The sequence below is a fragment of the Pelagibius sp. genome, from assembly GCF_028281305.1.
Classification (GTDB): Bacteria; Pseudomonadota; Alphaproteobacteria; order Kiloniellales; family Kiloniellaceae; genus Pelagibius.
Genome location: NZ_JANQKD010000089.1, coordinates 39,502 through 53,903, shown reverse-complemented (window position 1 = coordinate 53,903; position 14,402 = coordinate 39,502). Strand labels below are relative to the sequence as shown.

Sequence of the window (14,402 nt, the reverse complement as noted above, 5' to 3'; positions counted from 1 at the left end):
TGCCCTTGGCGGTGTAGTCGTAGGCCTTGGCCTCGTCGGCGGCGATCTTCAGGCAGGGGACGGCGACGCCGGGGGAGTAGGCCAGCGAGAGGTCGCGCTGGGTGGTCAGCGGCTTGGTGGCCTGGATCTCGAACTTGCCGGGCCGGCCGGAGGCATGCAGATCCAGCGCCTCTTCTTCGGTGATGCGGGTTCTGTCCATGCTGTCCTCCCCTTGGGCACGTGTCTCGGGCGCCTGCATTACGGTCTCGCCCAAAACGCCGGGGTACCCTGGGGCGGAGCGGCGGACCCTCCGCTTTCCCTCGGCACAGTTGGCTTAGGGCCTTGTTTTTCCGGAAATCTTAGAGAGACGTCCTGCAAGCGTCAAAGATCATGGCAAAGGACCGGGGCTGAGGACCCGGGCTTACGACTGGGCGCGACGCGGCCTGACCCTCACTGCGTTCGCACATGACGGTGGACGTCGGCGCCTCCGGCCTTGCTGAGGATTTCCTCCGCCCGCTCCGCCGCGGCCGGATCTGCGACCCGCACCCACAGCAGGATCGCCCCGGCCTCCAGGGCGCGGGCGAAAGCCTCGGTATGGGGGGTGGCGCGGAGTTTCTCCAGCAGCTCCACCACGGCGGCGACGCTGGTGCCGGCGGCCAGCGCGCCGGCCACCGCCGCGCCCACCGGGCCGGTCGCAATGGCGATCAGGCCGGCAGCGGTCAGCGGGCCGACGTAGTTGATTTCGCCGACGAGACCGGCGAGGGACTCCTGCCAGGCCTCCCCGGGCGAGCCGCTGGCGCTGAGCGATTCGTGGGTATCGAGCACGGAAAGATCGTCGCGGGCAAAGCCCTCCGCCAGCAGCGCCTCGACCGCTTCGGTAAAGGCGACGCGTTGGGAAAAGCGTCCGACCACCTCGACGGGCTGGCCGGCGGCGAAGACGCCGCTCTCTGAACTCCGGTCCTGCATTCCGTTCTCCCTTTTTCCCATTTTGACCGCTGCGGCGCGGCTTGCCCAGACCCGTGGTTCATTTGCTGCCGCGCCCGATCGCCCGGCTTGCCCCCGGTCGGGTCGCCTGTGATAACCTGCGCGCCCGCATTCGCGTCTTGGATCGATGACCGCAAAACCCGCCCCCCAGCAGGACCAGAACCAGCAGGACCAGAACCAGCAGGACCAGGATCCGCAGACCGCTGCGGCCCAGCCTGCCCCGGCGGTCCAGGCGACCCGCTCGGCCCAGCCCGCCAAGGCGGCTGCCGTAACTCCGATGATGGCCCAATACCTGGAGATCAAGGCTGAGCATCCGGGCGTCCTGCTGTTCTATCGCATGGGGGATTTCTACGAACTGTTCTTCGAGGACGCGCAACAGGCTTCCGCAGCCCTGGACATCGCGCTGACCAAACGCGGCCAGCACCAGGGCACCGACATTCCCATGTGCGGCGTGCCGGTGCACTCCGCGGACGGCTATCTCGCGCGCCTGATCCGCAAGGGCTTCAAGGTCGCGGTCTGCGAACAGACGGAGGACCCGGCGGAGGCCAAGAAGCGCGGCAGCAAGTCGGTGGTGCGCCGGGCGGTGGTGCGCATCGTCACGCCGGGCACCCTCACCGAAGACGCGTTGCTGGACGCGCGCGCCCACAACTACCTGGCCGCGCTGGCGAGCGCCGGCGGCGGACTGGCGCTGGCCTGGCTCGACATCTCGACCGGCGACTTCCAGACCCAGGCGCTTGGCACCGGGGATATGGCGGCGGCACTGGCGCGCCTCGATCCCGGCGAGATCATCCTGCCGGAAAGCCTGCTGGCCCAGCCTGCCGCCGCGGAGGTCCTGGCCGACCTGCGGGAGCGGCTGAGCCCGCTGCCGGCCCCCCGCTTCGACAGCGGCAACGCCCGCCGCCGTCTGGAGGAGGTCTTTCAGGTCAAGGCCCTCGACGCCTTCGGCACCTTCGGCCGCGCCGAACTGGCCGCGGCGGGCGCGCTGATCGATTACCTGGCGCTTACCCAGAAAGGGAAGATGCCCCGCCTGCAGCCGCCGCGGCGGCTGGCCGGGGGCGCGGTGATGGAGATCGACGCCGCCACGCGGCGCAACCTGGAACTGACCGAGTCCCTCTCCGGCGGGCGCGACGGCACTTTGCTCGCCACCATCGACCGCAGCGTCACCGGCGCCGGGGCCCGGCTGCTGGCGACCCGTCTTGCCGCACCGCTGACCGATCCGGCGGCCATCGCCGCGCGCCACGACCAGCTTGCCTGGCTCATCGAAGACGGCGGGCTGCGGGCCGACCTGCGGGCGGCGCTGCGGCGTTGCCCGGACATTGAGCGGGCCCTCTCCCGCCTCAGTCTCGGGCGCGGCGGGCCGCGCGACCTCGCCGCCGTGCGTGGTGCCCTCTCTGTGGCGGGGGATCTGGCGCGGCTCATCGTCGCCCGCGCCGGTCTTGCGCCGCCGAGCCTGGCGGCGGGCGATCTGGAAAGTCTCGGCGCCCATGCGGACCTCGTTGCGTCCCTGGACGCGTCCCTGGCGGCGGAACCGCCGTTTCAGGCCCGCGACGGCGGCTGCATCGCCGCCGGCTACGACGCCGCTCTCGACGAACTGCGCAGCCTGCGCGACGACAGCCGCAAGCTGATGGCCGGGCTGCAGAGCCGCTACGCCGAAGAGGCCGGCGTGCCCAGCCTCAAGGTCAAACACAACAACGTGCTCGGCTACTTCATCGAGGTGACGCCGACCCACGCCGGCAAGATCAGGACCGGCGCCGAGGGACCTTTCATCCATCGCCAGACCCTCGCCTCGGCCATGCGCTTCACCACGGTGGAGCTGTCCGAGCTGGAACAGAAGATCGCCTCGGCGGCGGAGCGCGCCCTGGCGCTGGAGCTGGAGATCTTTCAGCGCCTGGTGACCGAGGTTCTGGGCCAGGCCGAAGCCGTTGCGCGCAGCGCCCGGGTGCTGGCGGCACTGGATGTTGCCGCCGGCCTCGCCGAGCTGGCGGTGGAACAGCGCTGGTGCCGCCCGCGCATCGACGACAGCGCGGCCTTCGACATCCGCGAGGGGCGCCACCCGGTGGTGGAGGCCGCGCTGGCGAGCGCGCAGGAAGGCGGCTTCGTCGCCAACGACTGCCGCCTTGAGGACGACCCCGATCCCGACTCGGGTGTCGGCCGCATCTGGCTGATCACCGGCCCCAACATGGCGGGCAAGAGCACCTTCCTGCGCCAGAACGCGCTGATCGCCGTGCTCGCCCAGATGGGCAGCTATGTGCCCGCCGCCGCCGCCCACATCGGGCTGGTCGACCGCCTGTTCAGCCGCGTCGGGGCCGCCGACGATCTGGCCCGGGGCCGCTCGACCTTCATGGTGGAGATGGTGGAAACCGCCGCCATCCTCAATCAGGCGGGGCCGCGCGCGCTGGTGATCCTGGACGAGATCGGCCGCGGCACGGCCACCTTCGACGGACTCTCCATCGCCTGGGCCTGCATCGAACACCTGGATCAGGTGAACCGCTGCCGCGCCCTCTTCGCCACCCACTACCACGAGCTGACCGCGCTGGCCGCGAAACTGGACTCCCTCTCCTGCCATGCCATGCGGGTGAAGGAGTGGCAGGACGACGTGGTGTTTCTGCACGAGGTGGTGGCCGGGGCTGCCGACCGGTCCTACGGGATCCATGTCGGCAAGCTGGCTGGCCTGCCCAAGGCGGCCATCGACCGGGCCGAGGCGGTCCTGGCGACCCTGGAGCAGGGCGAGCAGGCCGGTGCGCTTTCGCGCCTGGCCGACGATTTGCCGCTCTTCGCGGCGACGCTCAGCCAGCCGGCCGCCGGGCCCGAGCCCTCCCCCGTCGAAACGGCGCTGTCGGAGGTCGAGCCGGACAGCCTCAGTCCGCGGGAGGCGCTGGAGCTGATCTATCGCCTGAAGGAGCTGTCGGACCCGGACGAGTCCTAAAGCGGCGGTGCCGCCAGGGTGAGCAGGCCGTCGCGGCCTTCCGGGTCGCGGTAGCGCACCTCGATACGCCAGTCGCGGTAGCCGCTGCGGTAACGCTCCGGCTCGGCCACGGGAATCTCGGCCGTCAGATACTGGCTGCGCCGTTCTTCGCGGCTGCCGCGGAAGAGGTAACCGAGGGAGATGTACGGCCTGATGCCGCTGGAGGACCCGCCGGTGGCGCCCACCCCGATGCCGGGGCCGGCGGCGCCGCCGCTGCCGGTCTGGCGGGTGACGACCTCGCGGTCGCGGGCCGGGGTTTCGCCGCCCTGGGGGTCGACCAGCACCAGCGCCAGGATTTGGCGCCCCGGCGGAATGTCGTCAACCCGGAGCTTCAGCGTCTCGGCCTCGGCGCTCGCGCTGGCGCGCATCAGCGGCGGCTCGACCGGGCTGGCGCAGGCGCCGAGGATCGCCAGTACACAGACGGTCTTTAGGACCGTGCCAAGGATTCGTGCCATACTCTCGCTCTTGGCCCTCTGTTCTCTTCGGGATGGGGCCGGGGCTCGGGCCGGTGAATCAGACCCAGGGACTGGACAGGGCCGCCGCAAAAGGCGATGTGAAGGATAGCATGCCTGCAAGCCTTGACATAACCGTGCCCGGAAAGGCCGCAAAGCCGGGCAAGACAGCGCCGAAAGCCTCGGGCCCGGGCCTCGAAGAGGGGGGGTTCGAGGACGATCTGCGGGTCGAGGACCGCCGCGCCATCGTCTCCCGCCGCCGCTTGCTGGCGGCGATCGACGACCTGGCGGAGCGGCAGGCTCCGGGCCCGGCCCTGCGGGCCGCGGTGCTCGACCTTCTGAAACAGGCGCTGAAGGACGGCCGGGCCGAGGTGCGCCGGCGGCTGGAGGCCGGTGCCTCGGGCACGGCGACGGTGCGTGCCGAGTCCTATCTGGTCGACCAGGTCCTGCGCGTGATCTACGACCACGTCGGCCAGCGGCTCTACCCCCTGGCCAACCCCTCCACCGGCGAGCGTCTCTGCCTGGTCGCGCTCGGCGGCTACGGCCGCGGCGAACTGGCGCCGCACTCCGACATCGATCTGCTGTTCCTGCTGCCCTACAAGCTGACCCCGCGCAGCGAGCAGGTGGTCGAGGAGATGCTCTATCTTCTCTGGGACCTCGGCTTCAAGGTCGGCCATGCGACCCGCTCGGTGCGCGAATGCCTGCGCCTTGCCAAGGACGACATCACGATCTGCACGGCGCTGCTGGAGGCGCGCTGGCTGTGGGGCGATCAGGAGCTCTACCGCGAACTGCGCCGGCGTTTCGCAAAGGACGTGCAGAACGGCGGCGGGGCCAAATTCATCGAGGCCAAGCTAAAGGAACGGTCCGGCCGCCACAGGCGTTTCGGCGGCTCGCGCTACACGCTGGAGCCCAACATCAAGGAAGGCAAGGGCGGGCTGCGCGACCTGCACACGCTGTTCTGGATCGCAAAGTATCTCTACAACGTCGACGACATCGCCAAGCTTGTGGAGCGCAAGGTCTTTACCGCGGCCGAGGTGCGGCGCTTCGAAAAGGCGCAGAACTATCTTTGGACGCTGCGCTGCTACATGCACTACAGCTCCGGCCGCGCCGAGGAGCGCCTGACCTTCGACATGCAGAAGCAGCTCGCGCCGCTGATGGGCTTCACCGCCCACGCCGGGCTGATGGATGTCGAGCGCTTCATGAAGCGCTACTTCCTGGTCGCCAAGGAGGTGGGCGACCTGACACGGATCTTCTGCTCGGCCATCGAGGCCGAGCACGACCGGCGTTCGCGCTTTCGCCTGCCCAGCCTGCGCCGCCGCCGCAAGGTCGAGGGCTTCGCGCTGGAGGGCGACCGCCTCAGCGTCCCCTCCGGCGAAGTCTTCGCCGAGGACCCGGTGGAGATGCTGCGCATCTTCCGGGTCGCCCAGAAACATGAACTGGATATCCACCCCGATGCGCTGCGCTGGATCACCCGCAACCTGAAGCGGGTGAACAAGGCGCTGCACGCCGATGAGCGCGCGAACGAGCTCTTCATGGAGATGCTGACCTCCAAGCACGACCCGGAGACGACGCTCAGGCGCCTCAACGAAGCCGGGGTCTTCGGGCGTTTCCTGCCGGACTTCGGGCGCGTCGTCGCGCAGATGCAGTACAACATGTACCACCACTACACGGTGGATGAGCACACCATCTTTGCCATCGGCGTGCTGCATGCCATCGAGGAGGGGCGGCTGGCCACCGAGGCGCCGATTGCCAGCGACGTGGTGCACAAGGTGCTGTCCCGGCGCGTGCTCTTCATGGCGGTGCTGCTGCACGACATCGCCAAGGGCCGCCAGGGCGATCACTCCGTCCTCGGCGCGAAGGTGGCCGAGAAGGTCTGCCCGCGCTTCGGTTTCAGCGAGGCGGAGACCGAGACCGTGGCCTGGCTGGTGCTGCACCACCTGGCGATGAGCGATACCGCGTTCAAGCGCGACATCAACGACCCCAAGACCCTGCAGGACTTCGCCGACCTGGTGCAGTCGCCGGAGCGCCTGCGCCTGCTGCTGGTTCTCACCGTGGCCGACATCCGTGCCGTCGGTCCGGGGGTCTGGACGGCCTGGAAGGCGGCGCTGCTGCGCGACCTCTACTGGGGAACCGAGGCCCTGCTGTCCGGCGGGCTGGCCGCCGACAGCCGCGACGCGCGGGTCAAGGCGGCCAAGGCCGGGCTGCGCGAGCGGCTGCAGCAGGCCGGCTGGAGCGCCAAGGCGATCACCGCCCATCTGCGCCGCGGCTATCCGCCCTATTGGACCGGCCTGGACGCCGACACGCACATGCGCCACGCCAGCCTGCTGCGCGAGGCCGACCAGAGCGGGCGGCCGCTGACTATCGACACCCGGGTCGACCGCTACCGCGAAGCAACGGAGGTGACGGTCTATGCCGCCGACCACCCCGGGCTTTTCAGCCGCATCGCCGGGGCCATGGCCGTCGCCGGCGCCTCCATCACCGCAGCGCGGATCTTCACCCTGCGCAACGGCATGGCGCTGGACTCCTTTTATGTGGAGGACGCCACCGGCGGCCCCTTCGACCAGCCGGGCAAGCTGGCGCGCCTCTCGGCGGCGATCGAGCAGAGTCTTGCCGGGCGGATGAAGCCGCTGCAGGAACTGGAGGCGCAGAAGTCGCCCATTCCCAGCCGCCTCAGGGTGTTCAAGGTCTCGCCCCAGGTGCTGATCGACAACAAGGCGAGCCGCAACCACACCGTGGTCGAGGTGAACGGGCGCGACCGGCCCGGGCTGCTGTATCAGGTGACCCAGGCGCTCACCCGCCTCAACCTGATCATCAAGTCGGCGCGCATCGCCACCTTCGGCGAGCGGGCGGTCGACGTCTTTTATGTGCAGGACGCCCTCGGCGGCAAGATCGAGAACAAGGTGAAGCTGCGCAACATCGAGAAAAAGCTGATCGCCGCCTTGCAGGACGGCGACTGCAGCCTCGCCCGGAAGCCTGCAGAAAAGAAGCCGGCCGAAAAGAAGCCGGCGAAAGGCGCCGAGGCCAAGACAAAGGCCAAGGCCGCCGCCAAGCTCCCCGCCAAAACGGTCAAAGCCGGCAAGGAAGCGCGAAAGTAGGTTCCCGGACAGCCCCGGAGCCTACTCCCGCCGGGACCCCAAGGCTTCCTAAGCCCGCCGCAATTCTCTAGAAGGGACGGGCATGAGCCTTGTTCGTTCCGTTGCGACCGTCGGGGGCTACACCGGCATCAGCCGGGTCCTCGGCTTTCTCCGCGATATTCTGATCGCCAACGTGGTCGGCGCCAGCCCGGTGGCCGACGCCTTCTTCGCCGCCTTCCGCCTGCCCAACCTGTTCCGCCGGCTCTTCGCCGAGGGTGCCTTCAACGCCGCCTTCGTGCCGCTCTTCGCCCGCCGCCTGGAGCAGGAGGGGGAGGCCGCCGCCCGGCGCTTTGCGGAGCAGGCGCTCTCGATGCTGATTACCGGCCTCCTGGTGTTCTCCGCCGCGGCCATGGCCGGCATGCCGTGGTTCATCTACGTGATCGGTTCCGGCTTCTCCCAGGACCCGGAGAAGCTGGCCCTGGCCGTGGAGCTGTCGCGCATCACCTTCCCCTATCTCCTTTTCATGGGGGTCGTGGCCCTGCTCTCCGGCGTGCTCAATTCGCTCTACCGCTTTGCGGCGGCCGCGGCCGCGCCGATCCTGCTGAACATCCTTTTCATCCTGGCGCTGGTCGTGGTGCTGCCCTTCACAGGCGCGCCCGGCTATCTGATGGCCTGGACGGTCTGCCTGGCCGGGGCTGCGCAGATGATCTTCCTGGCGGTGGCCGCCGCGCGCGCCGGCATGGCGCTGCGCCTGCCGCGCCCGCGCCTCACCCCCGGGGTGCGCCGCCTCCTGGTGCTGCTGGTGCCCGGGGTGCTCTCCGCCGGCGCGCTGCAGATCAACATCTTCGTCGGCTCCTCCATCGCCAGCTGGCAGGAAGGCGCCTTTTCCTACCTCTACTACGCCGACCGGGTCTATCAGCTGCCCCTGGGGCTGATCGGCATCGCCATCGGCATCGTCCTGCTGCCGGACATGGCGCGCAAGCTGCGCGGCGGCGCCGAGGCCGCGGCGATGCAGAGCCTCAACCGCGGCCTGGAATTCGCGCTGCTGCTGACCCTGCCGGCGACCCTCGCACTGCTGGTCATTCCCGGCGCCATCGTCGGCGGGCTGTTCCAGCACGGCGCCTTCGGCCCCGACGACGCGGCCGCAACCGCCGCCGCGCTGGCCGCCTTCGCCGGCGGCCTGCCGGCCTACGTGCTGGTGAAGATCCTGCAGCCCGCCTTTTACGCGCGCGAAGACACGGTGACGCCCTTCCGCTTCTCCGTCGTCTCGGTGGTCGCCAACATCGTGCTCAGTCTGCTGCTGTTCCTGACCCTCGCCCATGTCGGGATCGCGCTGGCGACGGCGCTGGCGGCCTGGCTGAACACCCTGCTGCTGGTGGTCTCGCTCCGGCGGCGCGGCTTCTGGGCGCTGGATGACCGCTTTCGCCGGCGCCTGCCGCGTATCGCCGCCGCGGCCGTCGTCATGGCGCTCGTCCTTTGGGGGCTGCAGACCCTGCTCGCCGGCTGGCTGGGCGGCGGTTTCTCCGAGCGGGTGCTGGCGCTGGTGGTTCTGGTGGCCGCAGGGCTTGCGGTCTATGCCGCCGCTGCCTTCGCACTGGGGGCCGTGTCCCGTAGCGAGCTGCGCGCCGCGCTGCGCCGCCGGCCCAAGGGCGGCGAGACGGCCGACTGATCCAGGTCTCTGGCGATTAGCGGGCCGGTGCCGATCCGCGACAAGTCGGGAACGCTCCGCATCATCTTCGGCGGGCTTGACCCCCGGCGGCGCTCCAGCGATAACCGCGCCTCACCTCCAGAACGGCATTTCTGAACAGACCCATCGCGATGAAACGCATCTTTTCCGGCGTCCAGCCCTCCGGCAACCTTCACCTCGGCAACTACCTCGGGGCGATCCGCAGGTTCGTGGATCTGCAGAGCGACAACGACTGCATCTACTGCGTCGTCGACCTGCATGCCATCACGGTCTGGCAGGACCCGGCGGAGTTGCGGCGGCGCACGCGCGAGGTGACCGCCGGCTATCTTGCCGCCGGCATCGATCCGGAGAAGTCGATCATCTTCAACCAGTCGCAGGTCGCCGCCCATGCGGAGCTGGCCTGGGTCTTCAACTGCGTGACCCGCCTGGGCTGGCTGAACCGCATGACCCAGTTCAAGGACAAGGCCGGCAAGAACCGGGAAAAGGCGTCCTCCGGGCTTTACGTCTATCCCAACCTCATGGCCGCTGACATCCTGGCCTACAAGGGCACCCACGTGCCGGTCGGCGAGGACCAGAAGCAGCACCTGGAGCTGACCCGCGACATCGCCCAGAAGTTCAACAACGACTTCGGCGTCGAATTCTTTCCCATCGTCGAGCCGCTGATCCAGGGCACTGCTACACGGGTCATGTCGCTACGCGACGGAACCAAGAAGATGAGCAGCTCCGATCCTTCGGACGCGGCGCGTATCAACATGACCGACGATGCCGATGCGGTGGCCAAGAAGGTCCGCCGCGCAACCAGCGATTCCGAGCTGCTGCCCGATGCCTCTGTGGTCGGTGCGGAGGGCCAGTTCACCGCGGCATTCCGGGAGGCACGTCCGGAGGCGGCCAACCTGCTGACCATCTTCGCCGCCCTCACCAACCGGGACCTGGCCGAGGTGGTGACGGAATTCGAGGGCAAGGGCTTCGCCGACTTCAAACAGGCCATGACCGAGGTGGCCGTGGCCGGTCTCGGCCACATGGGCGCGGAAATGAAGCGCATGGTCGATGATCCCGGCTACGTCGATTCGGTGCTGCGCGAGGGCGCCGAGCGGGCCCGTGCCCTGGCCGATCCGGTCCTGGCCGAGGTCTATGACATCGTCGGGTTTCTGCGGCCCTAAGGCGGTTCTGAGGCGGCCCTGGGCGCAGTGGGACGAATTCTCCCCCAAATCGTGGGAAAAATGCGGCGATTGCGTGGCCCAGCCGGGTAGTGGCAGGGTTCAGGTGATCGGGGCCGCGGAGGGCTGCGGGCAGGTCGAGGACCGCCTGGCCGCGCCCCGGTGCCGGCACCGCGCGAGAGGGATCTGCCATGTCTGAGGCGCAGGAAACACAGGGTCAGGAAACACCGGGCCAGGAGACATCGGGCCAGGAGGAATCGCGGGAAGCGAGCAACCGGGTCTTTCTGGTCGTGGTCGACGAGACCGAGGAGATGCGCGTGGCGCTGCGTTTTGCGGCTCTCCGCGCCCGGCGTACCGGGGGCAAGGTGGCCATGCTCTACGTGGTGGAACCCTCTGAGTTCCAGCACTGGATGGCGGTCGGCGATATCATGCGCGAGGAGGCGCGCACCGAGGCCGAACAGGTGCTGCAACGCATGGCCGCCGAGGTCAGCGAGCTCTCGGGCTCCCTGCCGATCCTCTATGTCCGCGAAGGCGACCGCCGGGACGAACTCCTGGCCCTGCTGGACGAGGAGCCCAACATCTCCATCCTGGTTCTGGGTGCCGCCACGCAGAAGCGCGGACCCGGACCCCTGGTTTCCGCCATGACCGGCAAGTTCCTGGGGCGTCTGCACATTCCCGTAACCGTTGTCCCGGACTCCATGACCGTCGAGGAAATCGACGCGGTGACCTAGGGCGGATCGGGCCAAAAACGCCGGCCCTTGCCAGAGCCGGTCGATCAGGGTAAGCAAAACCTGAGTAATTTGGTCAGATTTGGTGGATAGCGCTTGAAGGCCGGGGCCGAGGGCGCCACATTGAAGCCAAGACCGGAAACCCAAGATTGGGAGAAAACCTCCCAGATACCCACAGGTTTAGCAGGGCCATGGTGATGGCCGCGGCCTTGGGGCGAAGACCAAGGAGTGATCTGCGATGTTCATCCAAACCGAACAGACGCCGAACCCGGCGACCTTGAAGTTCCTGCCCGGGCGCGCGGTGCTGGAAAGCGGAACCGCGAATTTCCCCGACGCTGCCTCGGCCGGCCGCTCGCCCCTGGCTGAGCGCCTCTTCGAGGTCGAGGGCGTCGTCGGCGTGTTCTTCGGCACCGATTTCGTCTCCGTCACCAAGGAAGACCAGCGCGAGTGGTATCTTATGAAGCCGGCGATCCTCGGCGTCATCATGGAACACTTCACCGCGGGCCGTCCGGTGCTCAATGCCGATGCCGGCGCCGGTGACGAGGGTCACAGCGGCGATGCCGAGGACAACGAGGTCGTCAGCCAGATCAAGGAACTGCTGGATACCCGTGTGCGCCCGGCGGTGGCTCAAGACGGCGGCGACATCGTGTTCCGCGGTTTCGACAAGGGTGTGGTCTACCTGCACATGCAGGGCGCCTGCTCCGGCTGCCCCAGCTCGACGGCGACCCTGAAGATGGGCATCGAGAACATGCTGCGGCATTACATCCCCGAAGTCGTCGAGGTGCGCCCGGTCGTCTGACCCCGGTCGTCTGACGATGACCTGACGGCCGCAGAGGCGCCAGCGCCGGATCTCATTTTCTCCAGACGCACAGAGCCGGAAAGCTTCGTCGCTTTCCGGCTCTGTGTCATTTCCTGGCCGGCGCCGCCTGCGGGCCGGCGATAACGAATTCTTGGGGAAGGCGCCGCTATCTTCACCGCCGTCGGGGCTACGTTGCACTCTATCGGGAGGCCTTGAGGCAATGGTGGCACGAATGCCTGATACGATCCTGCGGCACTGGCGCAGATGGCAGCCTGGGCTGCTCCATCACGGCGCGCGCGTGAATCGCAGCCTGCTGGGCCGGACGACGGTCCTGGGCGCTGCGCTTGGGGTCTTTCTGGTGCTCGGGCTCTGGCAGGGTGCGCAGCCGCTGCCGCCCTCGGCCTGGCAGGAACTGGGTCTGCTGGCGGAGGGGCCGGCCCTGCGCCGCTTGCCGCCGCGCAACGCAGACGATCTCGCCGCCTTCTTCGACTCCAACGGCTACACCCTGGCGCGCCTGCAAAGTGGCGCGGCGGTGCCACGCCTGGCGGTGGCCCGCCTGCCGCGGGACATGGATGACGTGGCGGACAGCGACCGGCGCAAGGCGCTGTTTCTGCGCAGCCTTCTGCCGCTGGTCCTGCAGGCCAATGCCGAAATCGCCCGCATCCGCGGCCAGGTGATTGCGGCGCTGGATGCCAAGGCGGCCGGCCGGCTGGGCGCCACCGACGCGGTGTGGCTGGAGCACGTGGCCGACTGGTATGGCGCGGCGCCCGGCGATGCCGCCGACCTGTTGAGCCGTATCGATCAGGTCCCGCCCAGCCTCGCCCTCGCCCAGGCGGCGCAGGAGAGCGGCTGGGGCCGCTCGCGCTTCGCCCGCGATGCCAATGCGCTGTTCGGCCAGAGGGTCTGGAGCGAGCACCAGCCGGGCCTGGCACCCAAGGAGGTGGACGAGGCGAACTTCCGTGTGCGTGCTTTTCCCGATTTGATGACCGGTGTGCGGTCCTACCTGCACAACCTCAACAGCCACCGCGCCTACCAGCGCTTCCGCGAGCTGCGCGCGCAATCCCGCGCCGGCGGACGGCGCGCCGATGCCATCGATCTGGCCGGCTCACTCTCCCAGTACTCGGAGGAAGGGGCGGATTACGTGGCGGCGCTGCGGCGCCTCATCTCCCGTAACGACCTGCGCGCCCTCGACGGGCTGCGGCTGGAGCGGCTTACTCGCTCGTAGCGGTCGCAGGTGCGGCAGCGGGGGCGGCAGCAGGGCCCGCCGTCGGGGCCGGCGGCGCGATCGCGGCCTCGCTGCTTACCACGAACTGTGTCCCGAACCAGCGCCAGCGCCCGTTGTCGGCCCTGAGCGTGCAGTTGATGCGCGCCCGGCCGGCGGCCAGGGGCCGGGACAGCCGCAGCTCGATGCGGTTGTCCAGCAGCGTGATCGCCGGCTCGTCGCCGCGGGCAAAGCAGTTCAGGTTGCGCAGATCCTCGATCGGACCGGCAACGGTGAAACCGAAGCTCGGCGGGTTTTGCGAAGCCGTGCGCAGGAAAAGGTCGTTCGGCGTCACCTCGCGCACCGGCAGCGGCAGGGTGTTGGCGACCAGGCGGAAGCGCTCCATGTCGCCATAGGCCTCGTTGATGGGGAAGCGCGGCAGGGCGAGGTGGTCGCCCATCGGCCCGGCAGCGCCGGAGTGCTGCCCGAAAGCCGCCTCGAAGCCGGCATCGCGCACCGCAGACCGCAACTCGGCCGAGATCTCGCCGTAGGGATAGGCGAAGATCTCCGGCGCGGCCCCCAGCTCGGCAAACAGCCGGACGGCGGCCTTGTCGATGTTGGCGCGCTGCTCCTCGGCGCTCAGGCGCACCATGTGGGAATGGCGGTGGCCGTGATTGCCGATCGTCACGCCGCCGCCCTGCACCATCTCGCGCAGTTCGTCCCAGGAGACATAGCCGGGCAGCCCCCGGTCCAGGGGCGCGGTGGAGATGAAGATGGTGAACGGCAGATTGCGGTCCCGCAGGCGCGGCCAGGCCTCCTCGTAGACCGAACGCACGCCGTCATCGATGGTGATGGCGACGCTGCGGTCCGGCAGCGCGCGCCCCTCGCGCAGGGCGCTGACGATCTCCGGCAGTGGCAGCACGCGGTAGCCGCCGTTCACCAGCTCGTCGAGGTGGGCTTCGAACTGGCTCAGCCGGACACTGGTGGAGGGCAGATGATCCTCGCCGAAGCGGTGGTACATCAGGATAACCGCCCCGCCGTCGGCGCTGCGGGTGATGCCGCTCAGGTTCGTGTCGCGTGCCGGCTTGGCTTCCTGGGCGCTGGCGGCGCCCACCACGCCGATAGCAAGCAAGCCGATGCCAAGCAGGGCGGCGGTCAGCGCCATCCGGCCGCCGGCCGCGCGCAGCGTTCTCAGCGGCCGCAAGCCGGGATCCGACTGGGCTTTTCTCGCGATCACCATGTCATCCACCATGACAGCATCCTCCTAATGCTCTCCCCGGCGGGCGCCTTGCCGGCCGGGGAACGCTTGCGGGGTTTCCAAGGTGTCTGGGTCGGCAAGCTGGCGGCTGCGGCGTTCCGCATCCCGGATCTGGGGC

Annotated in this window: 10 protein-coding genes and 1 pseudogene; 7 read left to right on the top strand and 4 right to left on the bottom strand. The window is 69.0% G+C overall.

All coding sequences use genetic code 11. From position 1 onward, the window contains the following. A pseudogene (locus Q0982_RS17700) lies at positions 1-199 on the bottom strand (hypothetical protein); the annotation flags it as partial. 230 nt (positions 200-429) lie between these two features. Then, positions 430-945, bottom strand: coding sequence for a hypothetical protein (locus Q0982_RS17695; RefSeq protein WP_299397678.1), 516 nt, complete (start codon positions 943-945; stop codon positions 430-432). A 295-nt stretch (positions 946-1,240) separates the two neighbouring features. On the opposite strand from Q0982_RS17695, the gene mutS reads away from it, so the two are divergent. Then, positions 1,241-3,889 (top strand): DNA mismatch repair protein MutS, encoded by a 2,649-nt coding sequence (mutS, locus tag Q0982_RS17690; protein WP_322097059.1) that lies wholly within the window; start codon positions 1,241-1,243, stop codon positions 3,887-3,889. On the opposite strand, the gene Q0982_RS17685 is transcribed toward mutS, so the two are convergent. Then, entirely contained in the window at positions 3,886-4,383 is a 498-nt protein-coding gene (locus Q0982_RS17685) for a hypothetical protein (RefSeq protein WP_299397676.1), read from the bottom strand. The two genes, mutS and Q0982_RS17685, sit on opposite strands and share 4 nt — an antisense overlap. A 110-nt stretch (positions 4,384-4,493) precedes the next feature. On the opposite strand from Q0982_RS17685, the gene Q0982_RS17680 reads away from it, so the two are divergent. From Q0982_RS17680 to Q0982_RS17655, 6 genes are all read left to right on the top strand, one after another. Then, positions 4,494-7,475, top strand: a complete 2,982-nt coding sequence (locus Q0982_RS17680; protein ID WP_299397675.1) for a [protein-PII] uridylyltransferase — start codon at positions 4,494-4,496, stop codon at positions 7,473-7,475. 82 nt (positions 7,476-7,557) lie between these two features. Continuing rightward, a complete protein-coding gene (murJ, locus tag Q0982_RS17675) occupies positions 7,558-9,123 on the top strand; it encodes a murein biosynthesis integral membrane protein MurJ (protein ID WP_299397674.1) in 1,566 nt (521 codons plus the stop codon). 149 nt (positions 9,124-9,272) lie between these two features. Then, positions 9,273-10,301: a tryptophan--tRNA ligase gene (trpS, locus tag Q0982_RS17670; RefSeq protein WP_299397673.1), complete on the top strand. Its 1,029-nt coding sequence runs from the start codon at positions 9,273-9,275 to the stop codon at positions 10,299-10,301. Positions 10,302-10,489: 188 nt separating this feature from the next. Next, positions 10,490-11,029 carry a universal stress protein gene (locus Q0982_RS17665; protein WP_299397672.1) on the top strand — a complete coding sequence of 180 codons (540 nt, stop codon included), beginning with the start codon at positions 10,490-10,492 and terminating at the stop codon, positions 11,027-11,029. Positions 11,030-11,264: 235 nt separating this feature from the next. Next, positions 11,265-11,825 (top strand): NifU family protein, encoded by a 561-nt coding sequence (locus tag Q0982_RS17660; RefSeq protein ID WP_299397671.1) that lies wholly within the window; start codon positions 11,265-11,267, stop codon positions 11,823-11,825. A gap of 232 nt (positions 11,826-12,057) precedes the next feature. Then, positions 12,058-13,050, top strand: a complete 993-nt coding sequence (locus tag Q0982_RS17655; protein ID WP_299397670.1) for a glucosaminidase domain-containing protein — start codon at positions 12,058-12,060, stop codon at positions 13,048-13,050. Here Q0982_RS17655 and Q0982_RS17650 read toward each other — a convergent pair. Further along, positions 13,037-14,278 (bottom strand): polysaccharide deacetylase family protein, encoded by a 1,242-nt coding sequence (locus Q0982_RS17650; RefSeq protein WP_299397669.1) that lies wholly within the window; start codon positions 14,276-14,278, stop codon positions 13,037-13,039. The genes Q0982_RS17655 and Q0982_RS17650 overlap by 14 nt on opposite strands. Between the last annotated feature and the right edge of the window lie 124 nt (positions 14,279-14,402).